This is a genomic window from Lyngbya sp. CCY1209 (assembly GCF_055795065.1).
In genome coordinates this window covers 14,200-39,050 of sequence record NZ_JAYFER010000235.1, presented here as the reverse complement: position 1 = coordinate 39,050, position 24,851 = coordinate 14,200, and the positions used below count along the sequence as shown (strand labels likewise).

General features: G+C 55.5%; 26 protein-coding genes, 1 tRNA gene, 1 pseudogene and 1 other annotated feature. Of the genes and pseudogenes, 15 read left to right on the top strand and 13 right to left on the bottom strand.

The window, feature by feature from the left end:
• Positions 1–320: pseudogene (locus tag AC0QHF_RS05930) on the bottom strand (photosystem II D2 protein (photosystem q(a) protein)); the annotation flags it as partial.
• Between the two features lie 103 nt (positions 321–423).
• Between AC0QHF_RS05930 and AC0QHF_RS05925 the strand changes: the two are divergent.
• The 3 genes from AC0QHF_RS05925 to AC0QHF_RS05915 are packed head-to-tail and all read left to right on the top strand — an operon-like array spanning position 424 to position 2,963.
• Entirely contained in the window at positions 424–996 is a 573-nt protein-coding gene (locus AC0QHF_RS05925) for a photosystem I assembly protein Ycf4 (protein WP_324703265.1), read from the top strand.
• A gap of 20 nt (positions 997–1,016) precedes the next feature.
• Positions 1,017–1,775, top strand: a complete 759-nt coding sequence (locus tag AC0QHF_RS05920) for a peptidylprolyl isomerase (RefSeq protein WP_324703264.1) — start codon at positions 1,017–1,019, stop codon at positions 1,773–1,775.
• A 57-nt stretch (positions 1,776–1,832) separates the two neighbouring features.
• Complete coding sequence (locus AC0QHF_RS05915; RefSeq protein WP_324703263.1) at positions 1,833–2,963, top strand: beta-ketoacyl-ACP synthase; 1,131 nt, start codon at positions 1,833–1,835, stop codon at positions 2,961–2,963.
• A gap of 625 nt (positions 2,964–3,588) precedes the next feature.
• Here AC0QHF_RS05915 and AC0QHF_RS05910 read toward each other — a convergent pair.
• The 3 genes from AC0QHF_RS05910 to AC0QHF_RS05900 form a co-directional block, all read right to left on the bottom strand.
• Positions 3,589–4,011 carry a DUF4359 domain-containing protein gene (locus AC0QHF_RS05910; protein ID WP_324703262.1) on the bottom strand — a complete coding sequence of 141 codons (423 nt, stop codon included), beginning with the start codon at positions 4,009–4,011 and terminating at the stop codon, positions 3,589–3,591.
• A gap of 119 nt (positions 4,012–4,130) precedes the next feature.
• A complete protein-coding gene (locus AC0QHF_RS05905; RefSeq protein ID WP_324703268.1) occupies positions 4,131–5,099 on the bottom strand; it encodes a M48 family metallopeptidase in 969 nt (322 codons plus the stop codon).
• Between the two features lie 131 nt (positions 5,100–5,230).
• Positions 5,231–6,175: a pentapeptide repeat-containing protein gene (locus tag AC0QHF_RS05900; protein ID WP_324703261.1), complete on the bottom strand. Its 945-nt coding sequence runs from the start codon at positions 6,173–6,175 to the stop codon at positions 5,231–5,233.
• Between the two features lie 495 nt (positions 6,176–6,670).
• On the opposite strand from AC0QHF_RS05900, the gene AC0QHF_RS05895 reads away from it, so the two are divergent.
• On the top strand, positions 6,671–7,369 hold the full coding sequence (locus AC0QHF_RS05895) for a late competence development ComFB family protein (protein ID WP_324703260.1): 699 nt from the start codon (positions 6,671–6,673) through the stop codon (positions 7,367–7,369).
• 242 nt (positions 7,370–7,611) lie between these two features.
• Here AC0QHF_RS05895 and rplL read toward each other — a convergent pair whose 3' ends face one another.
• The 8 genes from rplL to rplS form a co-directional block, all read right to left on the bottom strand.
• Complete coding sequence (gene rplL / locus AC0QHF_RS05890) at positions 7,612–8,019, bottom strand: 50S ribosomal protein L7/L12 (protein WP_324703259.1); 408 nt, start codon at positions 8,017–8,019, stop codon at positions 7,612–7,614.
• A 46-nt stretch (positions 8,020–8,065) separates the two neighbouring features.
• Positions 8,066–8,635 carry a 50S ribosomal protein L10 gene (gene rplJ / locus AC0QHF_RS05885; protein WP_324703258.1) on the bottom strand — a complete coding sequence of 190 codons (570 nt, stop codon included), beginning with the start codon at positions 8,633–8,635 and terminating at the stop codon, positions 8,066–8,068.
• A gap of 116 nt (positions 8,636–8,751) precedes the next feature.
• Positions 8,752–8,923 (bottom strand) — a sequence feature (ribosomal protein L10 leader region).
• Positions 8,924–9,088: 165 nt separating this feature from the next.
• Positions 9,089–9,805: a 50S ribosomal protein L1 gene (rplA, locus tag AC0QHF_RS05880; RefSeq protein ID WP_324703257.1), complete on the bottom strand. Its 717-nt coding sequence runs from the start codon at positions 9,803–9,805 to the stop codon at positions 9,089–9,091.
• Positions 9,806–9,909: 104 nt separating this feature from the next.
• On the bottom strand, positions 9,910–10,335 hold the full coding sequence (rplK, locus tag AC0QHF_RS05875; protein WP_324703256.1) for a 50S ribosomal protein L11: 426 nt from the start codon (positions 10,333–10,335) through the stop codon (positions 9,910–9,912).
• A 3-nt stretch (positions 10,336–10,338) separates the two neighbouring features.
• On the bottom strand, positions 10,339–11,010 hold the full coding sequence (nusG, locus tag AC0QHF_RS05870) for a transcription termination/antitermination protein NusG (protein ID WP_324703255.1): 672 nt from the start codon (positions 11,008–11,010) through the stop codon (positions 10,339–10,341).
• Entirely contained in the window at positions 11,007–11,231 is a 225-nt protein-coding gene (secE, locus tag AC0QHF_RS05865) for a preprotein translocase subunit SecE (protein WP_324703254.1), read from the bottom strand. The genes nusG and secE overlap by 4 nt, the downstream gene beginning before the upstream one ends.
• A 239-nt stretch (positions 11,232–11,470) precedes the next feature.
• Positions 11,471–11,543 (bottom strand) — tRNA-Trp (locus AC0QHF_RS05860).
• 117 nt (positions 11,544–11,660) lie between these two features.
• Complete coding sequence (gene rplS, locus AC0QHF_RS05855) at positions 11,661–12,047, bottom strand: 50S ribosomal protein L19 (protein ID WP_324703253.1); 387 nt, start codon at positions 12,045–12,047, stop codon at positions 11,661–11,663.
• A gap of 224 nt (positions 12,048–12,271) precedes the next feature.
• Here rplS and AC0QHF_RS05850 point away from each other — a divergent pair, with 224 nt between their 5' ends.
• Together AC0QHF_RS05850 and AC0QHF_RS05845 are read left to right on the top strand one after the other, a co-directional pair.
• On the top strand, positions 12,272–13,609 hold the full coding sequence (locus AC0QHF_RS05850; RefSeq protein WP_324703252.1) for an inorganic phosphate transporter: 1,338 nt from the start codon (positions 12,272–12,274) through the stop codon (positions 13,607–13,609).
• A 264-nt stretch (positions 13,610–13,873) separates the two neighbouring features.
• Positions 13,874–15,577 (top strand): EamA family transporter, encoded by a 1,704-nt coding sequence (locus AC0QHF_RS05845; RefSeq protein WP_324703251.1) that lies wholly within the window; start codon positions 13,874–13,876, stop codon positions 15,575–15,577.
• Positions 15,578–15,744: 167 nt separating this feature from the next.
• Here AC0QHF_RS05845 and clpX read toward each other — a convergent pair whose 3' ends face one another.
• The gene (gene clpX, locus AC0QHF_RS05840) at positions 15,745–17,118 is read right to left on the bottom strand and encodes an ATP-dependent protease ATP-binding subunit ClpX (RefSeq protein ID WP_324703250.1); all 1,374 of its coding nucleotides are present in this window, start codon (positions 17,116–17,118) and stop codon (positions 15,745–15,747) included.
• Positions 17,119–17,292: 174 nt separating this feature from the next.
• On the opposite strand from clpX, the gene AC0QHF_RS05835 reads away from it, so the two are divergent.
• The 9 genes from AC0QHF_RS05835 (at position 17,293) to AC0QHF_RS05795 (ending at position 24,817) form a co-directional block, all read left to right on the top strand.
• A complete protein-coding gene (locus AC0QHF_RS05835) occupies positions 17,293–17,448 on the top strand; it encodes a hypothetical protein (protein WP_324703249.1) in 156 nt (51 codons plus the stop codon).
• A 30-nt stretch (positions 17,449–17,478) separates the two neighbouring features.
• Entirely contained in the window at positions 17,479–18,636 is a 1,158-nt protein-coding gene (locus AC0QHF_RS05830) for a glycosyltransferase (RefSeq protein WP_324703248.1), read from the top strand.
• Positions 18,637–18,827: 191 nt separating this feature from the next.
• Positions 18,828–19,565 carry an undecaprenyl-phosphate galactose phosphotransferase family protein gene (locus tag AC0QHF_RS05825; RefSeq protein WP_324703247.1) on the top strand — a complete coding sequence of 246 codons (738 nt, stop codon included), beginning with the start codon at positions 18,828–18,830 and terminating at the stop codon, positions 19,563–19,565.
• Between the two features lie 282 nt (positions 19,566–19,847).
• Positions 19,848–20,876 carry a GDP-mannose 4,6-dehydratase gene (gene gmd / locus AC0QHF_RS05820; protein ID WP_324703246.1) on the top strand — a complete coding sequence of 343 codons (1,029 nt, stop codon included), beginning with the start codon at positions 19,848–19,850 and terminating at the stop codon, positions 20,874–20,876.
• A 25-nt stretch (positions 20,877–20,901) separates the two neighbouring features.
• Positions 20,902–21,855: a GDP-L-fucose synthase family protein gene (locus tag AC0QHF_RS05815; RefSeq protein WP_324703245.1), complete on the top strand. Its 954-nt coding sequence runs from the start codon at positions 20,902–20,904 to the stop codon at positions 21,853–21,855.
• An 8-nt stretch (positions 21,856–21,863) separates the two neighbouring features.
• Positions 21,864–22,424 carry a 5-formyltetrahydrofolate cyclo-ligase gene (locus AC0QHF_RS05810; RefSeq protein WP_324703244.1) on the top strand — a complete coding sequence of 187 codons (561 nt, stop codon included), beginning with the start codon at positions 21,864–21,866 and terminating at the stop codon, positions 22,422–22,424.
• Positions 22,421–23,272, top strand: a complete 852-nt coding sequence (locus AC0QHF_RS05805) for a carbohydrate ABC transporter permease (RefSeq protein WP_324703243.1) — start codon at positions 22,421–22,423, stop codon at positions 23,270–23,272. Before AC0QHF_RS05810 ends, AC0QHF_RS05805 begins: the two co-directional genes overlap by 4 nt.
• 207 nt (positions 23,273–23,479) lie before the next feature.
• Positions 23,480–23,650 carry a hypothetical protein gene (locus tag AC0QHF_RS05800; protein ID WP_324703242.1) on the top strand — a complete coding sequence of 57 codons (171 nt, stop codon included), beginning with the start codon at positions 23,480–23,482 and terminating at the stop codon, positions 23,648–23,650.
• An 18-nt stretch (positions 23,651–23,668) separates the two neighbouring features.
• Positions 23,669–24,817, top strand: coding sequence for a glycosyltransferase (locus AC0QHF_RS05795; RefSeq protein ID WP_324703241.1), 1,149 nt, complete (start codon positions 23,669–23,671; stop codon positions 24,815–24,817).
• The last annotated feature ends 34 nt before the right edge of the window (positions 24,818–24,851 follow it).

The window sequence follows — 24,851 nt, the reverse complement described above, 5'->3', positions numbered from 1 at the left end:
AGCTGGCACCAGCGGGTGAAGTCCCACTGGGCTTCGGGACCCCACAGGAACAGCAGGGAGTGTCCCAGGCTGTTGGCCGGGGTGCTGACGGCCGCGGTCAGGAAGTTGCAGCCTTCCAAATAGGAGCTGGCAAGTCCGTGGGTGTACCAGGAGGTGACGAAGGTGGTTCCGGTGAGCCATCCGCCCAGGGCCAGGTAGGCGCAGGGGAACAGCAGGATTCCAGACCATCCCACGAACACGAACCGATCGCGCTTCAGCCAGTCGTCGAGGACGTCAAACCATCCTCTCTGAACTTGAGGGCGCTCGACTGCTATAGTCATTTGAGAACGATCCTTGGGATTTCTAAAACGTCATGCTTTCTAAGCAAGTTAACATAAATATATATTACAGTTAACATTTTTTGCAAAGGTCTATGGGATTTTTATGAACGCACAGACACAAACGACGAGTATGGGCGATCGCACTCTGGAAAATCAAATCATGGGTTCTCGTCGCTTCAGCAACTACTTTTGGGCGACAACGGTCAGCATCGGAGGCCTCGGGTTCCTTTTGGCCGGAATTTCCAGCTATTTGGGCCGAAACCTCCTCCCCTTCTCCGATCCGACCCAACTGATCTTCGTTCCCCAGGGATTGGTGATGGGGCTTTACGGGGGCGCGGCCATCCTGTTAGCTTCGTACCTGTGGTTGGTGATTTTCTGGGATCTCGGCGGCGGTTACAATCGGTTCGACCGGGACAGCGGGGACATTCGGATTTTCCGCTGGGGATTTCCCGGCAAGAATCGCCGCGTCGAGTTCAACTGTCGCACGGAGGACGTCCAATCCATCCGCGTCGATATCAAAGAAGGACTCAACCCCCGCCGCGCCCTGTATCTCAAACTCAAAGACCGCCGCGAGATTCCCCTGACCCGAGTCGGCCAGCCGATGGCCCTGGCGGAGTTGGAAAATCGGGGCGCCGAACTGGCCAAGTTTCTGCAAGTGCCCCTCGAGGGACTCTAGGATTGAAAAGATTGAAACCTATGATGCGACAGTGGTTGTTAATTTTGTGTATCGTTGGCATCGTGATGGCGGGAGGATGTAGCCTGCCGGACACGAACGCTTCTGTCAACGCCCAGAATGCCACCCCAGAAAATAGCGGCGACGGCGCCGTATCCATTTCTCAACGTGAAGAGTCACCCCTAATGAGCGATTTACCCAAACTTGAAGGAAAAGCCACGATCGTGATGACGGTCAACGGATCGCCGATTACCATCGAGGTTGATGGTTCCGCGGCTCCGATTACGGCCGGGAATTTTGTCGATCTGGTCAACCAGGGCGTCTACGACGGCGTCGCGTTCCACCGGGTCGTCCGCGACCCCCAGCCCTTCGTGGTTCAGGGCGGCGACCCCCAGAGCAAAGATCCCAAAGTTCCCATGAATCGACTGGGGACGGGGGGATTTATCGACCCGGCGACCTCCAAAGAGCGCTACATTCCCTTGGAAATTCAACCCAAGAATGGGGACGAGCCGATTTACAGCAAAACCTTCGACCAAGCCAAGGTGGGCGCTTCCCCCGCATTGCAGCACAGCCGCGGCGCGGTGGCGATGGCCCGCTCTGCGGCGCCGGATTCGGCTTCCTCCCAGTTCTATTTCGCCCTCGCCGATTTGCCCTTCCTGGATGGGAACTATGCGGTTTTCGGCTATGTCACGGACGGCATGAACGTGGTAGATGCCATCGAGCAGGGCGATCGCATCGAGTCGGCGAAAGTGACCGACGGATTGGACAACCTGAAAAATTAAAACACTGTTAAGATTTGTGACGGGAATTCTGAGGGGATTCCCGGTTTCTGTGTAGCTGTGGATGTTGTGGTGACGGGAATCGGTTTGCACTCAGCCCTGGGCGGGTTGGTGCACAGTTGGGAGGGGTTGCTGGCTGGAAAGTCGGCGATCGCACCCGCTCAACCGTTCCCCGAACTGCCGCCCCGGCCCCTGGCGCTTTTGGGGGCAAAACCTGGGGGCCTCGCCCCCCGACTCGAAAAAACCCTGGCGGACGCTTTACTTGATGCCGGGTTGCAACCGCCCCTGTCCGATTGCGGGATCGCGATCGGATCGAGTCGGGGCTATCAGAAAGATTTGGAACAACTGGCCAAAAATAGGACGGAGGCGGATTTGTCCGCTTTTCCGCATTTTCTGCATTCTCAATTGGGGGCCAGTGCCGCCCGTCAAATCGGTGCTCTCGGGCCGGTTCTGAGTCCGATGGCGGCCTGTGCCACGGGACTTTGGGCGATCGCCCAGGGATTTGAATTGATCAAAACCGGGCAGTGTCGGCGGGTTGTCGCGGGTGCGATCGAGGCCCCCGTCACTCCCTTAAGTTTAATCGGATTTGCCAAAATGGGGGCTCTGGCATCCGAGGGGGCGTTTCCCTTTTCCCGCGATCGCGACGGGTTGGTACTCGGAGAAGGGGCGGCGCTTTTGGTGTTGGAAGAGGCGGAATTGGCCCGCCGTCGAGGTGCGAAAATTTACGGCCAAATTTTGGGGGTGGGGTTGAGTGCCGATGCCTGCTACCACAACAAACCCGATCGCGGGGGAAAAAGTGCGATCCGGGCGATCAAAAAAAGTTGCGATCGCGCCGGTATTTCTCCCCAGGAAATCGACTACATTCACGCCCACGGAACGGCGACCATTTTGAACGATCGCCACGAAGCGAAAATCATTCAAAAACTCTTTCCCGGTGGCGTTCCCCTCAGTTCCACAAAGGGCGCGACCGGGCACACTTTGGGGGCGTCGGGGGCGTTGGGGGCGGCGTTTTGTCTGATGGCATTACAGGAGCAAATTTTGCCGCCCTGCGTGGGGTTGCGGGATTTGGAATTTGACCTGGATGTGGTGAGGGTTGCTCGGGTTGCCGAGGTGCGACGGGTGTTGTGTTTGGGGTTCGGATTTGGGGGGCAGAATGGTGCGATCGTTTTTGGGAACGGAGGTTGCGGATAAAAGCAATAGATTATGTTGAATAAAAAATCAAGTTAATTTGCAGATTACCATTATATAAAATAAATATACAAGATTTATGGGATTTTGTCAACCCTCTAAAAAAAATCGATTTTTTTTTATTTCGTAAATTAAACGATGTGGGGCGCAGGATTTAATTCTGATATAGATAGTATAGCATTACTCCGCTCCCCGAGATTCCTGATATTCGACCAACTCCACAATTTGACCGTCCGCGATCGCCACATCGATGGATTGTACCGCCTCATCGAACGCCTGCCGCATTTCCGGACTTTCCGGGGGGGGGCGGATTTTGCCAAGTCGTGAACTTCCGTCAGTTCCGATTGAAATTGGGGGTTGTGAAAGATTATTTGGATGCGATCGCCTACAGAATGGGAGGGAGCATCGGACTTGAACGACCTTTTTGAGAACTTGTAGCAATTCTAATGCTATCACCAATCGGTTTTTATTGAAATCGACTCTCAACTATCTGCACGGGTCGAACATCTCGGGAAAAGTTGTTGCGCTTCGCCGCCTTTCACCAAGGGGCTAAAGCGCAACAACGCCATGGGAAAAGTTGTTGCGCTTCGGTGCCAGAGTGGGGCTAAAGCCCAACAACAGCCTTGATTTAGTTCACAGAATTTTCGGGTATTTTTTCACCTGAAAATGTCAAAAAGTTTCCGAATACGCCGATCGTCTGATAGCGATGCTCGAACAATTCCGATGTGTAAATACTCAAAAAAATGGCGTTTTTGCGGTGAGTTGAATTGTCAATAAAACTCCTAAATGTGCCACGCTGGGAAGTGGCAAAGGTGCTGCAAACATCGACGTAGAGATCGGAAAACCCTTGTAAAACTTCGGGAACCTTCGACTCTTGGCAGGCAGATGTCTTCAGCTCTTTTGAGGCATACACCGACGCATAGTCGAGATATTCTTCGCGGGAGGGGTTTGTGAATGTCATCGTCCCCGCCAGGATGGCGAGGAGGATCGCCCCCTTGCCGATATAACCGCCGCCGTGATGGTTGGATTTGACGCGATCGACTTTCATCATTTTCAATAAACCTTAAAATGGCATTTCGTTGGGATTGATATTCCTTTCCTCTATTTTATCCTTCAAGCCCGTCCGGGCGGATTTCGGATAGGACGGATGAAAGATCGGGCGGTTTCACGTCACCCCCCCTTTTTCCGACTCAACCGTTCGATTTCCTGTTGCAACTCGGCAATTTGGCGCCGCAGCCGTTCCGCTTCCGCCCGGGACGCTTCCGCCTCGACATCGACCGAACCCTCAGCCGTCGCCCGCCTGTAGTTCCCCGAGCGAATTTGGCGGTATTCCTCGGAATTCGACCACTCCCGCAAAAAGCGGATGCGTTCGACGGGGAACGGGTGACTCAACATCACGCCCTGGCCGCCGTTGTAGAGCAAAAATTTGTAGACCTGATTCAGCTCGTCCTGGTCGAGGTCGTGATAGCGGTCGGACTGGCGGATAAATTCTTCCAGGCTGCACTCGTGGGCGCGTTTTTCGCTGACGCCCGAGAGGATCATCATCGACTGCATGACACATTTTAGATCGTCCGTCACCAACAGCGCCGCGCGATCGGCCGAAAGTTCGGCTTTTCGGCGCCACTCGTAAAACGCAAAAATCAAGCCGCTGCTGACGAGGTTGCCCAAGCCGAAGGTCAGTTCCCCCAACATCGACGCCACGCCCATCGCCCAAATTGCCATCTGACTGAGAATCGGGTGGCCGCACTTGATGTGACCCAATTCGTGGGCCAAGACCGCCCGCAATTCCGCTTCGCCGATCAGATCCAGCAGGCCGGTGTTGATGACGATGTAGGGGTGTTCCTGTCCGAGGGCGTAGCTGTTGGGTTGGGGATTTTGGGCGACGAACAGGGAGGGTTCCGGGGAGACGTCGAGATCGCGGATGCACTCCCGGAAAACGTGGTAGAGGCTGGCGTACTGGCGGGGTCCGACTTCGATGCAGTTCCCCATTAAATAGACATATTGGGGACGTTCGTAGACGAATTCGACAAATTTGCTGGCGATCAAGTCGAAACCGGGGACGCTCCGCAGGGCATCTTCCGCCTGTCGGTCGAGGGGATGCCGAAATGCTTCGCTGGAAATTCCGGTGTAGGTGGGCATGGCGAGCTCCGAGATCCTGTGCAGAGTGATGGGGTGGTCTGTCGTCGGGTCTTCAATATCTTTTTGATTGTAGTCGATTTGCCGGAGTTGACGGGGGTCTTTCGGGCCGATCGCGATCGCCCGATGTCCCCTCAACTGCCATCGCCCGACGAAGGGGGTTTGACTTCCCCTTCGCAATGTTCGGGGTATTGTTCCCAGGAGAGCCCCAAATTGCCTAGAAAGGGTTTGGAATATCGCGCCTGTTTCCAATTGAGAGCCGCCCGAATTTGTTCGGGAGTCAATCCCGTCGCATTTTGAAAGTGGGCTCCTTGCAGGTTTGCCCCTTCAAAGTTGACGCCTTGTAAGTTGGCTTCTTTGAGGTTCGCACCCCGGAGGTTGGCTCGTCGAAAATTCGCGTCTTGTAGGTAGGCCCCTTGCAAAATTGCCCCCTTCAAATTTGCCTCTTGAAAGTTGGCACCCTGTAGGTTTCCCAAAATGTAAGCCCGCTGCAGGTTTGCCCGCTGTAAATTCGCCTCCAACAAATTCACGCCCTGCAACTCCGCGTCTTGCAAGTTGGCGGCGCTGAGGTTGGCTTTTTGGAGTTGGGCCAGCAGGAAGAAACATTCCCGCAAATTGGCTTTCCAGAGGTTGGCACCTTGCAGTTGTGTCAGTTCAAAGGTACTGCCTTTTAAGTTGGCTTCCTGGAGTTTTGCGGTCTTCAGGTTCGCCTCTTTAAAGTCGCTATCGACGAGGGTGACTTGTTCGAGATCGGCCATCGGCAAGGACAGCCCTTTGAGGCTCACGCCGTCTTTGGAGAGTTCTTCTAGGGCTTTAATTCTGGCGTGGCTGATTTTGATGCCCTGGGCTGAGTCGATCACCTGCCAAGCTTCGTAATGGGATTTCTTTTTTCCCCGCCTCATGTAAATGACGAGGGCCGTGACGATGCTGATACTTTCAAAGGTGCCGAGAATTCTCGACTGTTCGAGGGATTTAATAAAGATGTTGCCCCAGGTGGTATTTTGTCTGAGGGTGTCTTCCAAGTAGAGGATGGCGGAAATGACGATGAAGACGGCAAATAGAATTAATAATATTTCCAAAAAATCCCGGACAAATTTAGCGAATGAACGTGCGATTCGCGACAGTTGACGGCGGGGAAAATTTCTGGATACATGATATTTAATACCGTTCATATTTTGATGTTTTATTGATATTTGATATCGTCGATGTCGGCGGCGGTCAGAATTGACAGGCGATCGAAGAGAAAGCGGAACGGGGGATTCATGCGGATTTCAAAGGATCGGGGAATGTCATACATTATAAATCGAACTTTTCTGTCAGTATCGGGAATCAAACCGCACCGATCGCCCGTCGCGACGGACCCCCGTTCCCGCCCTGAGACTCCGACGGCCAGGATGGCCTGGGCCCAAACCCGCGATTGGTCATATCCGCCGGCACACCAATCGACCTTTACGAAACCTTAATCCTTTCAAAAAATTGCGTAAATTTTTGATAAAGAAGCCTCCAATTGCCTTCAAAAGTGAAAAGGGTCCGTTATCATCAAATATTAGGAGCATCACTATAAGATTAATTAAATGAGCCAGGACAAAAATGCGAAAGCCCAAAATTACCAAAACGTGATGGAAATTTGGGTCAACAACGAAATCGATCGCCAACTGAAGAATCTGTCTGAAAACCTGCTGAAATATATCAACCGCATCGAAGTGGCAACTTACGCCCTCAACCGCCTTCCCCCCCTCTACGCTTCCTGCCAAGAAGGTCTGGCCAGACAAGAACAGCAAGCCAAAAAGTACAAAAGCAAAATTCACGAAACGGTGCGTCAGGCGCTCGCGGCCGTCCGGCGAGATCCCATCCGAATGTCCACCCCTCTGATGTCTCCCGAAGAAGTCCAGTACGAGCAAACCCTGCGGGAACTCATCGATCTGCTCCCCAAGCAAACCGACGCCCGTCGCAACGCCCTCGAACTGGTGCGCCACGCGATCGCGACCCCCGCCAAAGTGCCACAGCGGAGGCGGGTTCCCAGCAAACCCCTCGTCTCCCACCGCGATCAAATCCGGGAACAACTCAGACTCGCGACCACCGACCCTTCCCCATCCGAAAAAGCCGCAACCGAAGCTCGTCGCCCGCCTTCTCCTCAAGCCCTCGCCGCCCGCCAGAGCCAGATGCCGGCCCCAGTGCGAACCGCAAACGCCCTCGGCGGTCGTCGCTCCGAACTCGCCGAGAACACCGAAGCCAAGTCCCTCGACTGGACGGACCCCCGCTATCACCTATAAACTTTTCCCCCGTCTCAATGGCGGGGATTTCCATGAATTAGCAGCCTTGACATTCCCCGCGCCCAGGCTTTGTTCGAGTCTCCCTCTAGCTGTTCACACAGGAGGGCGCAGCGCTATCAAAAAAAAAGGGCGGAAGGGAAAACATCTCCCTTCCGCCCGCATCCGGCAAAGATGACCTTCAAATTGGGGTCGTCATTTCACGTACCGGGACTTTAAAATATCCCGATTTCCAACTGCGAAGACTACTTGACTTCCACTTTGGCGCCGGCTTCTTCCAGTTGCTTCTTGACCGCTTCGGCATCTTCTTTGTTGGTGCCTTCTTTGATCGGTTTGGGGGCACCTTCCACCAAGTCCTTGGCTTCCTTCAGGCCTAAGCCGGTGATGGTGCGGACCACTTTCAGAACGGCGATCTTCTTGTCGGCCGGGAATTCGGTCAGGATGACGTCGAATTCGGTCTTCTCTTCTTCCTCGGCCGCTTCGGCAGCGCCGCCGGCTGCCATGCCGGGAGCCGCCATCATCATCATGCCGCCGCCGGCAGAAGCGGACGCATCCACGCCGAACGCCTCTTCAATTTGCTTGACCAACTCGGACGCTTCCAGCAGGCTCAGGGATTTGAGATCTTCTAGAATTTTGTCAGTTTTCTCGGACATGGGTTAACTCTCAGTAATCGTGAACGACAAACAATTAGAAACGGATTTAAGCCGCCTGGGAATCCTCTTTTTCGGAGACCGCCTTGATGGCGCGGGCCAGGGACGCCGGAACTTCTTTGATTCCGACCGCCAGCTTGGTGGGGACGGCGTTGACTCCGACCGCCAGCTTGGTGGGAACGGCGTTGATGGCCCCGGCAATGCGGGCGATGAGTTCTTCTTTGGTGGGAAGTTCGGTGATGGCTTTGACGTCATCGACACTCAAAGCCCGACCTTCCATCACCCCGCCGCGAAGCTCGGTTTTTTTGCTCTCCTTCTGAAACGCTTGATACGCTTTGATGGCGGCGCCGAGATCGTCTTTGACGAAGATAAACGCCGAGCTTCCGCTCAGGAATTTCTCCATCGGTTGCCAGGTTTCGTCACCTTCGACCGCTTTCCGCATCAAGGTGTTTTTGGTGACGGTACAGGTGCCACCCGTTTCGCGCAGGCGGTTCCGCAAGTCGGTAATTTGGGAAACAGAAAGCCCGGTGTAGTCGATCACCAGGGTCAGTTGAGCCTCGCTCAACGCCTTCTGGAGATCGGCGACAATATCTTGTTTTTGGGCTAAGGTTCTTCCCATTCGTGTTGAACCTCCATGTTGTACGATCGCCCGATCCCATCCGGGTCATATCAAGTTCGGATCTCCATCGTTTTGAAAAAAACGATTTGAGCGGACTTGATATCAAACAGAAGACCGGTTGCATTAAAAAACCTCGGACTTTCGGCCGAGGCAAAGGAATAAGAATTACCCGTAAGAATTTGGGACAATTTCTGTCTCCAATTCGCGGTTAAAATCTTTAATACCTTGACCTCGGCAGGATATTAAGCGAGTCGCACCTGCTGTCTTCGGCTACCGGATCTTTAATTTGTGATGGGCTATAGCGCGGTAATTACACCGATTTATAATTATCGCGCGATCGCCACTTTTTGTCAAGGACAATTTCAAAATTCGGGCGTCGGGTTCAGTCCCGGAAACCGGGTGTCTCAATAACTTTCCCCGATTCCCGACTCCCTAATACCGACTCCCAATTCTCTACGCCACCTCAGCGACTTTCAGATCCCGCAGGGCGCTGATATCCACTTCAATGGCCGGCCCCATCGTGGCGCTGATGTACACCGTCCGCCAGTAGCGGCCCTTGGCACCGGACGGGCGGTTGCGGTCGATACACTCTTGCAGCGCGGACAGATTCACCAGCAGGTCTTCTGCGGAGAAGGAAGCTTTCCCAAACATGACGTGGACGATGCCGGTGCGGTCGGCCCGGAATTCTAGTTTCCCGGCCTTAAATTCCGCGATCGCCTGGGTCAGGTCCGTCGTCACCGTGCCGCCCTTCGGGGAGGGCATCAGACCCTTCGGACCGAGCAGGCGGCCCAGCTTCGCGACCTGGGGCATCATGTCCGGCGTGGCGATCAACTTGTCGAAATCCAGCATCCCTTTCTGAATTTCCGCGATCAGGTCGTCCGACCCCACCAAGTCCGCCCCGGCGTCCTGGGCCTCCGCGACCTTCTCACCCTTGGCCAAAACGGCTACCCGGATTTCCTGGCCCGTCCCCTTGGGGAGCGTCACCGTGGTTCGCAGTTGTTGGTCGGTGTACTTGGGGTCGATTCCGAGGCGGATGTGGGCCTCGGCCGACTCCGGAAACTTGGCGGTCGCCGTCTGTTTGAGCAAATTGAGCGCTTCCAACGGCTCGTAGGGCCGTTCTTCGACCTGCTTTCTCAGTTCTTGTAAGCGACGTGATACTTGTTTTGGCATTGTTTTCTCCTGGGGTCACTAACGAAGTTCGACTTCTCCCCCCATCTGTACGTTGGACAATTGGGTTGGCGAATGGGAGAGAACCCATCGGCCGATTTCAAAACCTAGTCTGCCACCGTGACGCCCATATTCCGGGCCGTCCCCTCCACGATTTTCATCGCGGCTTCGATGTCGTTGGCGTTGAGGTCGGGCATTTTGGTTTCCGCGATTTCCTGCAACTGCGCCCGGGTGATGGTGCCGACGCGCGATCGGTTCGGCTCCCCCGACCCCTTCTCGATGCCGGCCGCTTTCTTGATCAAAACGGAAGCCGGCGGGGTTTTGAGTACGAAGGTAAAACTCCGATCTTCATAGACCGAAATTTCCACCGGAATCACCAGACCGGCTTTGTCAGCCGTCTTGGCGTTGTACTCCTTGCAGAACATCATGATGTTCACCCCGTGCTGACCCAGTGCCGGACCGATGGGAGGCGCGGGGTTCGCTTTTCCCGCGTTGATCGCCAACTTGATAACTGCTACAACTTTCTTAGCCATTCCTTAGCCCTGTTTTTCAACCTGATTGAACTCCAATTCCACCGGCGTATCCCGTCCAAAGATCGACAGTAGGGCCTTGAGCTTGTTTCGCTCCGGGCTGACTTCAATGACATCCCCTTCAAAGTCTTTGAACGGGCCGGAAAGCACCACAATATGATCCCCGGTGGCCATCGCTACCTTGACGACCGGTTCCTGTTGCTGGGTGTGCCGGAAGATCCGTTCGACTTCCGCCGAACTCAGCGGCAGGGGTTTGACGTGTCCCCGTCCTCGCCCCGAGTGTCGTTTCTGCTCTGCCCCGACAAAGTTAATCACATGAGGGGTATTTTTGACAACCTGCCAGGCCTCATCGTCAATATCCCAGTGGTTCAACTCGCCGTTCCAGTTCAATTTCATCTGGACGAGTACGTAGCCGGGAAAGACCTTTTCCTCGCTGTGCTGGCGACTGCCGTCCTTGCGGAGTTTGATCGCCTGGGTTTGCGGGATCTCGACTTTGAGAATTCGGTCCGCCACGTCCAACGTTTGAACCCGTTGTTCCAAATTGACTTTGACTCGCTTTTCGCAGCCCGATGCTACCTGAACAGCATACCAGCGGAGTTCTCCGGGTGCATATTCCGGTTGATCGTCTATTTCAGACATAGAATTGAGTTGTTCCGACTCGTCTGATGCAAAAGTCATCCAAATACCTGCCCCGACGCCCAACGAAAGAAGTTGTCGATCAAATAGATCAGTGTTGCTGAAAGCATGACCATCAACAAGACTCCGGCCGATTCACTCAGCAGTTGCTGGCGGCTCGGCCAGACGACCTTATCGAGTTCTTCCTTGGTTTCCTGAAGAAAACCGCCGACACTAAATCCCTTGGGGGCTTCCTGGACCCCGGTTTCTTCTTTCTTTGACACAGCTTTTCCCCTCGCGATTGTAAACTTGACAGTCGATCCTCACGACCGTTTCACGCTGGCTCAAACGATTAATTATAACATCTGGGTGTCGATCGCCCACGCACGTCCCCGATCGCGTTTCTTCAGATGGGTTGGGGTTCCGAGTCCCCTTCGCCATTCCTCCTCCCCGGACTGCCCGACTCAAATTCCCAGAAAAAAACCAGGCTATTTTTTAACCTGGCTTTTTTTGAGAAATTGGACGCGCCCTGGAGGACTCGAACCCCCGACATCGGGTTTTGGAGACCCGCGTTCTACCAACTGAACTAAGGACGCCCGCCGCACGGGGCAGTATCGCCACGTGCTTTCCTAGTCTAACACGATACCCTCACAAAATGGAAGCACTTTTTCACCCATTTCCAATTTTTTTGGGGGAATCCTGGAGCCGGGGGTCTAGAGGGGGCGATCAAAGCGCTGGGGCACCCGGGTGGCCTTCCCGACGCGATCGCGCAGGTAGTACAGTTTGGCGCGGCGCACCTTACCTCTGCGCGTCACCTTGATGCTGGCGATGCGGGGGGAGTGCAGCAAAAATACCCGTTCGACTCCGATACCCTGGAAGATGCGGCGGACGGTGATGGTTTCGTTGATGCCGCCGTTCCGCATGGCGATGACGGTACCTTCGTAGGGCTGAATCCGCTCTTTTCCGCCTTCTTGGATTCTCACGCCGACTCGGACAGTATCTCCGACGTAGATGGTGGGGATTTCCTTCTTCTGGAACTGCTCTTGCAGATTCTCGATCTCTTCTTTCTCGATCGCGCGGATGATTTCCTGGGCTTGCATGGCTCTGGTTTAAAACTCACAATCTCCTATTGTGACATTCTCCCGCCGAGTTTTCAAGTCCCGGCTTTGGGGGAGTAGGGAGTAGGGAGTAGGGAGTAGGGAATAGGGGGACTCCGCTTCCCGGAGCTTCCCACACCCCAATTCTCCCCCCGGTGTGATGGTTTGCGACGGGCGATCGCCTATGATCGACATTTGTTTGTCCAACTCTTTCGGTGGCGATCGCAATGGATGTTTCCCCTTTGACTCAAGTTCCCCTGTGGGGGATCTGCCTGCTGGCGTTTTACGTTGCCTGCACCCTCGGCGCCAACGACGTCGCCAACTCGATGGGGACCTCCGTCGGATCGAAGGCGATCACCCTCAGACAGGCGATTCTGATCGCCGGGATATTGGAATTTTCCGGGGCGGTGCTGTTCGGGGGGGGCGTGTCCGAAACCCTGGCGACGGGGGTGGTGAAGCCGGAGGAATTCATCCGATCGCCCGAACTGTTCCAGATCGGGATGGTGGCGGTACTGTTGGCGGCGGGAATTTGGCTGCAAATCGCCACCCGCCAAGGTTTGCCCGTGGCATCTTCCCATGCCGTCGTCGGGGCGATCGCGGGATTTAGTGCGGTGGCCGCCGGAGTGGGGGCGGTGGCCTGGAAAACCGTCGGTTTGATTTCGAGTGCCTGGGTGATCACGCCCCTGATCAGCGGTGGGATCGCCGCCCTATTTTACAGCCTGATCAAACACTGGATTTTAGATCACCCCCACCCGTCCCGGCAATTGCAAGAATGGACACCGTGGCTAAGTTTCAGTCTGATCGCCGTCTTCGGGACGTTGGTGCTGCCGCAGATCAGCCGGCCCCTGCAAGAGTGGATCGAGGCCCAATTTCACCTCAATTTACCCGCCCACGATCTGACGATCGCGATCGGCGGTGTCGCCGTGGCGGGTTTAACGTGGTTCAGTTGGCAACCCGTCTACGGGGGGGAGTCGGTATTAGGGAATCGGGAGTCGGGGAAAAGGGGCGAAAATCCGGCCCATAAAACCGAAATTACCCGTTTCGACACCACGATCGAAACTCGACTCGCCCGCTTCCAAGTTCTCAGCGCCTGTTTCGTCGCCTTCGCCCACGGTTCCAACGACGTCGGCAACACCGTCGCCCCCCTCGCCGTCGTCGCGTTCATCCGCAACACCGGTACCGTCCCCATCGGCGAATTTCACATCCCCCTGTGGATTTTGGTCGTCGGCGGGGGCGGCATCGCCACGGGTTTGGCGATTTGGGGCAAAAACGTGATTTCCACCGTCGGAGAAAACATCATCCCCCTGGCACCGAGCGCCGGATTCTGCGCCGAACTGGCCACCGCGACGACGGTATTGCTGGCCTCCAAAATCGGGCTGCCCGTCTCCACCTCCCACGCCTTGGTTGGGGGGGTCGTGGGCATCGGACTGGTGCGGGGGTTAGAATCGATCCAATTCGGGACGGTGCGGGCGATCGCTCTGGCGTGGCTGATCACCGTCCCCACGGCGGCGGGGTTAGCCGCGGGGGGATTTCTGCTGCTGCGATCGCTCTTCGGCATCGGCTAGAAGCGGGAATCGGGAAAAGGTCACTAATTATCAATTGTCAATGGTCAATTATCAATTCTCCCCGCACCCGGCCCCCCAATTTAGAGATCCGGTGCATAACGGGTTAGACTGAACTCATGTTTTGAATGCGGGCATTTGCAAACCCGCCCCGCCATTCCTTCCATTGTGCCTTTTTCGCACGAGTGTGCAAACCCCCGAGAGGATAGCACGGGGTTTCTGGCGGATTCGCGCTTACTAGCAGATCGATTAAGAGGTTAATCGCTCATGGGGACACAGGATCGTCAACCGCCACCCTCCGGCAATGAGGATAACAGACCTGCACAAGAGGTCTTAAATGCAGTTATTCAAGAGGTCGAAACATTTCACCGGAATTTTCGGGAGCGACTCTCCCAAGATGTCGAGCGACTCCAGCAGGATAAAGATCGCCTGATCGAGGAGATTCAACACCTGCAACGGCAACAACAGGAGTTGCAATCCCAGCAATTTCAAACCCTGTCGGAGCGCCAACTGGCCCAGCAACAGGTTTGGCTCAAACAACTGGCCCAAGTGCTCGCCAACCACCTGCAGCGGGAGTTAATTGCCCGCATCAACCAATGGAGAGCGGATTCCGACCCGTCTCTGGTATCGTCCGATTCGGGCGGTATGCTGCCGGAGGGGGTAGAGGGCGGACTCGATTTGGAGCCCCAGGAGTTGGAAGCCGTCCTGGACACGAGTTTGAATCAAACGTTCCAAAGTTTGCAGCAGGAATTAAATAGCTACCAAAGTGATTTATCCGAACGGTTGAGAACCGTCCAAAGTCTCGAACAGCAGTTTGAAACTTTGGCGGAAACGTTTATCGCCCGGTTGCGGGAACAACTGGACACCTCGGCTCGAGAATTGCCGTCGTCGGGTTCCCAGACGTCCCTGCCGCCGACCTCGGTCGCCCAGCCGCAGCCTCAACCGACCCCGGCGCCCCAGCCGAAACCGAAGGGCGCTTCCCAAGTGCAACTGGGTTTATTTTTGGCTTTGATGTCGGCCCTGGTGCTGTCGCTGTTTAACGTCTGCCTCAAGATCATTCTCAAAACTTCGGATACCCCCAAGCCAATTTTCGGGCTGTTCGAGGTGGAGGGGGTGATCACGCCGGGATTGGGCAATTCCCTCCTGATCCTGTTGTTGCGGATGATCGTGGTGATGGCGCTGATGCCGATTTTGGCGACGATTCTCTATCCGGCGGTGTGGAGCGACATCCGGCGGTTCGTACAGTCCCGAGATTGGAAGTTGGTTTGGACGGTCGTCGGCAGCGGTTTCTTTTTATTTTTATCCCGGGTTTGCATTTACATCGCGATCGGGGAAATTCCCACCGGGATCGCGATCACGATTTTCTTTGTCTATCCAATTATCACCGTTTTGGCGTCGTGGGGACTGTTCGGCGATCGCCCCAGTTTGATCCGCGTGGGGGCGATGATCGCCATTTTGATCGGCGGTGTCCTCTCCCTGCCCAACTTTCTCGGGGGTGCGGCTGGAAATACCGGCGTGGGGGTGATCGCGGCCTTGGGGGCCGGCATCGCCTTCGCCGGCTACGTTTTGTTCACCCAAATTGCGGCGGGGAAATTGCACCCCATCCCGTTCAGCTTGGTTAACTTTGCCTCGATTTTTGTCTTCTGTGCCCTGAGTTTGATGTTTCTGCCGGACAATTTGGGGTTGGATGTCAATCCGAACCTGTGGACGGGAATTATCGTCGGCGGGGTGATCTTGGGCGTCCTGACCCTGTTGAGTTACCTGCTCAATAATTTTGCGATCCGGTCGGCGGGGGCGGCGCTGGCGTCGATCATCGGCACGTCCGGGCCGGCTTTGACGGCGTTATTCGCCTTTTTGATTATCGGCGAGGCGCTGACGCTCCAGCAAATTGGCGGCATGGGTCTGGTGATTTTGGGGGTCGGCACCATGAGTGTGGAGCGGATGTTGGTTCCCAAGAAGAAGGTGTCTTAAATTGAGGGAGTCGGGAGTCGGGAGTTGGGAGTCGGGAATTTTAGATTTTAGATTCTTTCCATCTTGACTCTCTTGCCCCGATCGCCCGATTTTCCGCCCGCGGTGCCATACTTTTGACGGGTTAAGAAACGGGGCGATCGCGCGATCGCCCCGTCCCCTTTGAAACATTAAGCCGACTCGTGCTGTCGGCGCCATGCGGGGTGCCACAGCACCTCCGCCGTTGATCGCTGTTCGACCATTTCCTTGGTAATCACGCAGCGGTTGACATCTTTGCGGGAGGGCAACTCGTACATCACCTCTAGCATCAATTCTTCCAAGATGCCGCGCAGGGCCCGGGCGCCGGTTTTGCGTCGGTAAGCCTCTTTGGCGATCGCTTTCAGGGCCTCGGGTTCAAATTCCAGGGCAACATTATCCATCAGCAGCAGCTTCTTGTACTGCTTCACCAGAGCGTTGTGGGGTTCAGTCAAAATCTGCATCAGCGCCTCCTCGTCGAGGGGCGAAATCACCGTCAACACCGGCACCCGGCCGATAAATTCGGGGATGAGTCCGAATTTGACCAAATCCTCCGGTTCGACGTGTTTGAGAATTTCGTCGGCACTCGGCGCGGTTGAAGTCTGGGTTTCGGGGGTGCCGTTCATCCCCGGTTGGATGAAGCCCAGGGATTTTTTGCCCAGGCGCTGTTCGACCACCTTATCGAGGCCCACAAAGGCGCCGCCGCAGATGAAGAGAATCTTGCTGGTGTCGATTTGGATGAAGTCCTGGTAGGGGTGCTTGCGTCCGCCTTGGGGCGGCACGTTGACGACGGTGCCCTCCAAGATTTTCAACAGCGCCTGCTGCACGCCTTCCCCGGAAACGTCCCGGGTGATGGAGGTGTTTTCGCTCTTGCGGGCGATTTTGTCGATTTCGTCGATGTAGATGATTCCCCGCTGGGCAGCTTCGATGTCGAAGTCGGCGACTTGCAGCAGCCGCAGCAGGATGTTTTCCACGTCGTCCCCCACATATCCCGCCTCGGTGAGGGTGGTGGCATCGGCGACCGCAAACGGGACGTCCAGGAGGTCGGCGAGGGTCTGGGCTAGGAGGGTTTTGCCGCACCCGGTCGGCCCCATCAACAGGATATTTGATTTTTGCAATTCTACCCGGTCATCTTTGCGCTCGTCGGAGTCCGGGCCTGGATCGCGGGCCGTTTCTTCGGCATCGGCACTCAGGCGCTTGTAGTGATTGTAGACGGCGACGGACAGGACTTTTTTGGTGCTGTGCTGGCCGATGACGTGCTCGTCCAGATAGTGTTTGATTTCGACCGGTTTGGGGAGATCTTGCAGCGGCGTTTTCAGGGGGTGCGATCGCTGCGGATGTCCTTCGCCGGCCAGGGCGGGGGGCGATGAAGTCCGGTCGAAACCGGAAAACTCTTCCTCTAAAATTTCGTTGCACAGTTCCACGCACTCATCGCAGATGTAGACCCCAGGACCGGCGATCAATTTGCGAACTTGCTCCTGGGATTTGCCACAAAAAGAGCATCGTAAATGAGAATCATACCTGGACATATTTAACCTTATGGGTGACAGTTCCTAATTGTGCTGGGCGGGGGAAATCCTGTCGGATGTCGATTGAACAGGAGGAGAAGTCAGCTTTCCGAAACTGGTCTATTCTAGCCCCGTCTGTCTTGTGAGTCGCTAATTCAACCGTAACATCGAACCCGGAAAACGTGGTGGGGTGGGGTGTTAAAAGATGTTGCTAAATTGGAGGCAGGTGCCGTCAACGGGCGCGATATCGGGGAGTTTCGCCGGACGGGGCGGCGGCGGATTTGGGGGCCGGTTCCGAGTCAGGAGCGCGGCCGGGACAGCAACTGCTGTTCCCCGTTCCCCGCCATGTGAGATAGTGAATGGTGCACTTGATTTGCTCGGATGTCTGTCGTGCCGCTCAAATACGCTCTTGTCCACGAATGGTTGACGCCGAAAGCCACGGGGGGATCGGAGTTGGTCGTCCGGGAAATTCTCAGGCACATCGATGCCGAAGTCTACGCGCTGATCGATTTTGAATCCACCAATCCCCAGAGCTACCTTTACGGGCGCCCGGTGGGAACGACCTTTTTGCAGCGTTTTCCCCGGGCCCGGGAGGGGGTGCAAAAGTACCTGCCCCTGTTGCCACTGGCGATCGAACAGCTCGACCTGCGAGAATACGACGTGATTTTATCTTCGTCCCACGCCGTCGCCAAGGGCATCCTGACGACCCCCCGACAACTGCACGTCTGCTACTGCCACACCCCCATGCGTTACGCCTGGGACCTGACATTCGACTACCTGCGAAGTTCGGCTGTCGGTTCCGGCATCCCTGGCTTTTTCACCCGCCTGCTGCTGCACCAGTTGCGGCAGTGGGATGTCCTCAGCGCCAACCGGGTGGACTATTTTATCGCCAATTCCAGACATACGGCCCGCCGGATCTGGCGGTGCTACCGCCGGACGGCGGAGGTGATCTACCCCCCCATCGCCACGGAGCGCCTCCCCTTCCGAGAGCAAAAAGGGGACTTTTACCTGACCGTCTGCCGCCTGGTCAGTTATAAGAAAATTTCCCTGATTGTGAGGGCGTTCAACGAGTTGGGTTATCCCCTGATCGTGATCGGGACTGGCCCGGAGCGCGATCGCCTGCGCGAGATCGCCGCACCCAACGTGCAGTTTTTGGGGTGGCAGTCGGACGAGTCCGTGGCCCGGTACATGGCCGAAGCCCAGGCCTTCGTCTACGCCGCCTGCGAGGATTTCGGCATGGCCGTGGTGGAGGCCCAAGCCTGCGGAACCCCCGCGATCGCCTACGGGGCGGGGGGAACCCTGGAAACGGTGCGGGACCTGCGACGACATCCGGAGTCGGGGACGGGCCTGCTGTTCGACTCCCAGACCGAAGTCGCCCTGATCGAGGCGGTGCAGGAATTTGAACGGTTGAAACCCAAATTCGTCCCGGAAATCGCCCGCACCCACGCGAGTCAATTTGATCGGGGGCAGTTTCGCGATCGCTATTTAAGTTTTCTCGATCGCTGCCTCGGGCGGATGGACTCCGAAAATTTCGGCTAAAATGCCAGAGGATTTCGGATGGGGAGAGAAGCTCAAAAGGGGGAAATCGCTCGGGTTTGCCATCTCGATCCCCCCAGGAACGGCCCCCGATCTCCGAGCTGATGTTCGAGCGCGAGATGTCCGATCGTCTGTATTGGGTGTCTTGAGGCTTTATGATCAGGACTGTGTGTGGTGTGAATTGAAGGAGTAAGATGACTGCCAATAGCCAACTCATCTTCGGTAGGGGACTTCGGCGTGCATTCACGAGGCGCGGCTTTGTACCCTCGGTACATCGACGCCCAACTCGAAGCCTTTCACTGGTTCGGAGTCTAAACGGCGAATTTTTTAAGCGTTCATTTGACATTCTGTTTTCTCTGTCGGTTCTGATTCTGTTCGCCCCCGTTTATTTGCTGCTGACGTTGCTGATCGCCCTGAGTTCGCCCGGATCGGTTTTCTACGTCCAGGAGCGGGTGGGCAAAAACCGCAAGCGGTTCGGATGCATCAAATTCAGGACGATGGTGAGCAACGCCGACGAAGTGCTCGTGCAGATGATGGAAACCTCCCCCAACCTGCGCCAGGAATTTCAGGATTCGTTCAAACTCAAACAGGACCCGCGAATTACCTGGATTGGCCGATTCTTGCGGGTGACGAGCCTCGACGAGTTCCCCCAGTTTTGGAACGTCCTCAAGGGGGATATGAGCGTCGTCGGTCCGAGGCCGTTGGTGGCGGAGGAGCTGCACAAGTACGGCCGTCACATGGACAAGATCCTGACGATCAAGCCCGGAATTACCGGGCTGTGGCAAGTTTCGGGGCGCAATGACATCCCTTACCCCCGCCGGGTTCAGATCGACTTGTACTATGTGAATTTCAAAAATTTCTGGATCGACCTGTGGATCATCGTCAAAACCATCGGCGTGGTCATCTTCCCCAAGGATAACGGAGCGTACTAGGTCGGAGCTCGGGTGACGGGCGATCGCCCGCCGCCGAGCTCCCCGACCCGGCTCGCCGACTCCCTTCAAACATTCGATCCCCCCGGTTGGGAGTGGCGCGACGCGCCACTCCCAACTTGCCGTGAATTCGCTCAAACCCCCAACCGGTCAAACATGAGGCCGACTCGAAAATCCGGGTCCCGGAGGCGGTGAGGTGCATAATAGACATACACCTCCGCTGTGCCGAAATCGAATAATCATCAGTGGGGGACGATACCACCAAGTTTCAAGGAAAACGATCAGATGACGGAACGCAAACGTGCGCTGATTACCGGAATTACAGGTCAAGATGGTTCGTACCTGAGCGAGTTCTTGTTGGAGAAGGGCTACGAAGTCCACGGAATTATCCGCCGAAGTTCGAGTTTCAATACCGATCGCATCGATCATATTTACAAAGATCCCCACAACGAGGACGCCCGCCTGTTCCTGCACTACGGGGATTTGACCGACGGCACCACCCTGCGCCGCATCCTAGAAGAGGTCAAACCGGTCGAAATTTACAACCTCGGCGCCCAATCCCACGTCCGGGTCAGTTTCGACTCCCCCGAATACACGGTCGATACCGTCGGCATGGGGGTTTTGCGCCTCCTGGAGGCGATCCGGGACTACCAACACCGCACCGGCATCGAAGTGCGCTTCTACCAGGCCGGTTCCTCGGAAATGTTCGGAAAAGTCCAGGAAGTCCCCCAGAAAGAAACCACCCCCTTCTACCCCCGCAGTCCCTACGCCTGCGCCAAGGTTTACGGCCACTGGCAGACCGTCAACTACCGGGAATCTTACGGCCTGTTCGCCTGCAACGGCATTCTGTTCAACCACGAAAGTCCCCGCCGCGGCCCGACGTTCGTGACCCGCAAAATTACCCGCGCCGTCGCCCGCATCGTCAAAGGAATGCAGAAAGAAATTTATCTGGGAAATCTCGACTCCAAGCGGGATTGGGGTTACGCCAAGGATTACGTCCGGGGGATGTGGATGATGTTGCAACACGACAAGCCGGACGATTATGTGTTGGCAACTAACGAAACCCACTCCATCCGAGAATTTCTGGACGTGGCCTTCAATTACGTCAATTTGGACTGGGAAAAGTACGTCAAGTTTGACGAGCGCTACCTGCGTCCGGCCGAGGTTGACCTGTTGATCGGCGACTCGACCAAAGCCCGGACTGTTTTGGGTTGGGAACCGTCTGTTACATTTGAGGGGTTGGTGAAATTGATGGTCGATAAAGACCTGAAACTGCTGGAGCAGCCCCACCAAGAGGGCGACCACTTTGACTAATTCACGACAGTAAAAGGTTGAACTTATGGACACTCTGGATTTAAAGGGAAAGCGAATTTTGGTGACGGGCGGCGCCGGCTTTCTCGGCAAACAGGTGGTGGAACAACTGCTCGAAGCGGGTGCCACTTCCGAAAACATCGCTGTGCCGCGATCGCGTGACTGCGACCTCCGCTCCCTCGAAGCCTGCCAAAAAGCGGCGAAAGGTCAGGATATCATCATCCATCTGGCGGCTCACGTCGGCGGTATCGGCCTCAACCAGGTCAAACCCGCAGAGTTGTTCTACGACAACCTGATGATGGGAGCGCAACTGATCCACGCCGCCCACGAAGCCGGGGTGCAGAAGTTCGTCTGCGTGGGGACGATTTGCGCCTACCCTAAATTTACCCCCGTTCCCTTCAAAGAGGACGACCTCTGGGAGGGCTACCCGGAAGAAACCAACGCCCCCTACGGCATCGCCAAAAAAGCCCTACTGGTGCAACTGCAAGCCTACCGCCAGCAATACGGCTTCGACGGCATCTACCTGCTGCCGGTGAATCTTTACGGCCCGGAGGATAACTTCAACCCCGAGAGTTCCCATGTGATTCCGGCTTTGATTCGCAAAGTCCACGAAGCCCAACAGCGGGGGGAAAAACAGCTTCCCGTCTGGGGCGACGGCAGTCCGAGCCGCGAGTTTCTCTATTCCACGGATGCGGCCCGGGGCATCGTCATGGCAACCCAAAGTTACAGCGAACCAGACCCCGTGAATTTGGGCACCCACGAGGAAATTACCATCCGGAATTTGGTGGAGTTGATTTGCGAGTTGATGGCGTTTGACGGGGAAATTGTCTGGCAGACGGACAAACCTAACGGCCAACCCCGCCGCTGTCTGGACACGACCCGGGCCAAGGAAAAGTTCGGTTTCGTGGCTGAGGTCGATTTCCGCCGGGGGTTGAAAAATACGATCGCCTGGTATCGGGAACACGCCGACGAGATTGCTTAGGGGTGCGGGTGAACAAGTCCGAATTGCGTCGCAGTCTGCTCCAACAACGCCAGTCTCTTTCTGAAATGGAGTGGCGGCAGAAAAGCGATCGCATCTGCACTCACCTTATGGGTTGGTCGAAATTTGCGGACGCGAAAACCGTACTGGCCTATTTTAGCTTTCGCCGGGAACCCGATCTCAGTCCGTTATGGGTGCATCACCATCAGAAATTTTGGGGGTTTCCCCGCTGCGTGGCCCGAGAAATGATTTGGCACCGGTGGCAGTCCGGAGATCCTCTGCAAAAGGGTGCATTTGGTTTGCTCGAACCCGACGCGACGCTGCCGATTTTGGAACCCTCCCAGGTGGATTTAATTCTGGTTCCGGCCCTGGCTTGCGATGTGGCCGGATACCGTCTGGGATACGGCGGGGGATTTTACGACCGGATGCTGAGTCAGCCCCGGTGGCGCGAAGTTCCGACCATCGGTATTGTATTTGAATCGGCTTATTTTCCCGCTCTCCCGGTGGATGATTGGGACCGGCCTTTGGGGGGAATTTGTACGGAAGCAGGTGCGATCGAATTGACAGAATGAAAGGGAAAAAATCGACGGGTAATTTTCGGTTCAATTGGCGGGCGATCATCACCTATATTTTACTGAGTGCGATCGCCTTTTTGATGCTATTTCCATTGCTGTGGCTGGTGGGGACGGCGTTCAAATCCCCGGCGGAAAATATCTTTCAAATTCCCCCCCAACTGCTGCCGGAAGAACCCACCTTCGGCAATTTTATCCGCGTCTGGCAGACCAATCCTTTCGGCCGATATTTATTCAACAGCACCCTCGTCGCTGCCGGTTCGGTGGCTTTGAATCTGCTGTTTTGTTCTCTGGCGGCCTATCCTCTGGCGCGGTTGAATTTTTGGGGGCGAGATGTCTTGTTGAGTGCGATCGTTTCTACGATCATGATCCCGTTTCAAATCGTGATGATTCCCCTGTATATTCTCGCCGTCCAACTGGGGTTGAGAAACACCTATTTGGGAATTATTTTTCCGGGGTTGGCTTCCGCCTTCGGCATCTTCCTGCTGCGACAGGCGTTCATGCGGGTGCCCAAAGAACTCGAAGAAGCCGCCCGGATGGACGGCTGTTCCGAGCTCGGCATCTGGTGGCACGTCATGATTCCCTCCGTCCGTCCCGCTTTAATTACCCTGGCAATTTTCGTTTTTATCGGGGCTTGGAGTGACTTTCTCTGGCCGCTAATTGTGGTCGATCGCCCGGAATACTATACCATGCCTTTGGGGGTGGCGAACCTGGCGGGAACCTTCTCCTTCGACTGGCGCCTCGTCGCCGCCGGTTCGGTGATTTCCATCGCCCCCGTGTTGCTGGTTTTTCTGCTCGTTCAGCGCTACATCGTCCCTACGGATACGGCGACGGGGGTTAAGGGGTGAAGCTAGGGAGTCGGGAGTCGGTTTTAGGGAGTCGGGAACTGAAAGCGCGTCAAAATTTTATTTTTTTAAAAAAAATTAAGAAATATTAAAAATTTCGCCTTTTTTGGCGGTTTTTGTTGATTTTTTTCTTGACTTCCGGTATTATTTTAGATAATGGGAGTGGTTGCGAAAATATTATTTTTAGCACCACTCCCATTTTGGGGGATTATGTCAATAGTCTACCGCGAATCGCCGCCCCCCGTCAACCCCTCTGCGCCGATTTTTTGGGGGTGCGGGACGGGGAAAACGGTGGAATTGATCGTCTCCCCGGAAAATACGGCGATCGCCCGAGCCCGGGGACTCATTGATCGCGTCCGCGACGAGATCGAGGAACAATAATATCATTTGAACCGAATCATGTCAGTTTCTCGCCTGCTATTTCTCGCCGAACGTTTTCCCCCGGATATCGGGGGAGTCGCCAGCAGTGCGCGGCGCATCAGTGAGGCTTTGAAAGAATTGGGAATTGCGGTGGACGTGGTGGTGTGGAGTCGCTATCTGCAACCGGGTGAGGTGTTGCCACCCCAGTCGGAAACGGCAAAGGTGTATCGCATCGGATTGTATCGAAATTGGGATATGACGATGAATCACACCCTGAATGTTTTGGAGTGGCTGCACCAACAACATTCCTACGATGCGGTTTGGGGTCACTATCTGTTTCCGGCGGGATTTTTGGCGGTGTGGTTTGCGGGTTTGCAGGGGATTGAAAGTATCGTCAGCGCCCGGGGAAATGATATCGATCGCGGCGCTTTTCCGCCGGGAGATTTTGCCCGCCTCCGGTGGACTTTGGAACGCGCCGATCGCGTCACAGCGGTGAGTCGGGATCTGGGGCGAAAAATTAAATTGCTGTGCGATCGCGACGATACAGTTATTCTCAAAAATGCGGTCGATACGGATATTTTTAAACCCGATCTTTCCCCGGACGTTCGGTCGAATTTGCGGGCAGAATTGGGGATTTTTTCTGACGAAATCGTTGTGGGATTTTTGGGGGAGTTGCGGGAGAAGAAAGGGCAGCAATTTTTGATTAAAGCCCTCTCGGAAGTGCGTCGAAATCGTCTGGCGTGTCTGTTGATTATTGGGGAAGTGCGCCCCTCCCAGTTGGGGATTTTGCAAGCCTACGAGATGGAATGTCCGGAGGATGCCAAACGGGTGATTATTACGGGTTATTTGTCGGAACGGGAGGCGATCGCGCGATACTTGCAAATTTGCGACGTTTTTCTGTTGCCTTCGGTGTGGGAAGGGATGCCGAATGCGCTGCTGGAGGCGATGTCCTGCGGCGGTTGCGCGATCGCCAGCGATGCGGGGGGAATTCCGGAGATTATCACCCACGGAGAAAATGGGTTTATCCTCCCCCGCCACCAGTTAAATCACCTCGGAAATGCGGTGTTGGAGTTTTTGGAATTGGAGGAGGCGAGAAAGGGGGAAATTTCTGGGGCGGCGCGCGATCGCATTTTGGCGGAATTTTCTTTGCCACGGGAACGGGAGAGACTGCGGGGGTTATTTGATTGATTGAAACCGTCTGAAAATTTTACCACAGAGGCAC

Coding starts and splice junctions, on each gene's coding strand:
- AC0QHF_RS05845 (WP_324703251.1), top strand. CDS start 13,874: ATGGGGACACAGGATCGTCAACCGCCACCCTCCGGCAATGAGGATAAC.
- AC0QHF_RS05905 (WP_324703268.1), bottom strand. CDS start 5,099: ATGCCCACCTACACCGGAATTTCCAGCGAAGCATTTCGGCATCCCCTC.
- nusG (WP_324703255.1), bottom strand. CDS start 11,010: ATGACTTTTGCATCAGACGAGTCGGAACAACTCAATTCTATGTCTGAA.
- AC0QHF_RS05910 (WP_324703262.1), bottom strand. CDS start 4,011: ATGATGAAAGTCGATCGCGTCAAATCCAACCATCACGGCGGCGGTTAT.
- AC0QHF_RS05830 (WP_324703248.1), top strand. CDS start 17,479: ATGTCTGTCGTGCCGCTCAAATACGCTCTTGTCCACGAATGGTTGACG.
- AC0QHF_RS05815 (WP_324703245.1), top strand. CDS start 20,902: ATGGACACTCTGGATTTAAAGGGAAAGCGAATTTTGGTGACGGGCGGC.
- AC0QHF_RS05850 (WP_324703252.1), top strand. CDS start 12,272: ATGGATGTTTCCCCTTTGACTCAAGTTCCCCTGTGGGGGATCTGCCTG.
- rplA (WP_324703257.1), bottom strand. CDS start 9,805: ATGCCAAAACAAGTATCACGTCGCTTACAAGAACTGAGAAAGCAGGTC.
- AC0QHF_RS05800 (WP_324703242.1), top strand. CDS start 23,480: ATGTCAATAGTCTACCGCGAATCGCCGCCCCCCGTCAACCCCTCTGCG.
- AC0QHF_RS05805 (WP_324703243.1), top strand. CDS start 22,421: ATGAAAGGGAAAAAATCGACGGGTAATTTTCGGTTCAATTGGCGGGCG.
- AC0QHF_RS05895 (WP_324703260.1), top strand. CDS start 6,671: ATGAGCCAGGACAAAAATGCGAAAGCCCAAAATTACCAAAACGTGATG.
- AC0QHF_RS05920 (WP_324703264.1), top strand. CDS start 1,017: ATGATGCGACAGTGGTTGTTAATTTTGTGTATCGTTGGCATCGTGATG.
- gmd (WP_324703246.1), top strand. CDS start 19,848: ATGACGGAACGCAAACGTGCGCTGATTACCGGAATTACAGGTCAAGAT.
- AC0QHF_RS05825 (WP_324703247.1), top strand. CDS start 18,828: ATGACTGCCAATAGCCAACTCATCTTCGGTAGGGGACTTCGGCGTGCA.
- rplK (WP_324703256.1), bottom strand. CDS start 10,335: ATGGCTAAGAAAGTTGTAGCAGTTATCAAGTTGGCGATCAACGCGGGA.
- AC0QHF_RS05795 (WP_324703241.1), top strand. CDS start 23,669: ATGTCAGTTTCTCGCCTGCTATTTCTCGCCGAACGTTTTCCCCCGGAT.
- rplL (WP_324703259.1), bottom strand. CDS start 8,019: ATGTCCGAGAAAACTGACAAAATTCTAGAAGATCTCAAATCCCTGAGC.
- AC0QHF_RS05925 (WP_324703265.1), top strand. CDS start 424: ATGAACGCACAGACACAAACGACGAGTATGGGCGATCGCACTCTGGAA.
- rplS (WP_324703253.1), bottom strand. CDS start 12,047: ATGCAAGCCCAGGAAATCATCCGCGCGATCGAGAAAGAAGAGATCGAG.
- clpX (WP_324703250.1), bottom strand. CDS start 17,118: ATGTCCAGGTATGATTCTCATTTACGATGCTCTTTTTGTGGCAAATCC.
- rplJ (WP_324703258.1), bottom strand. CDS start 8,635: ATGGGAAGAACCTTAGCCCAAAAACAAGATATTGTCGCCGATCTCCAG.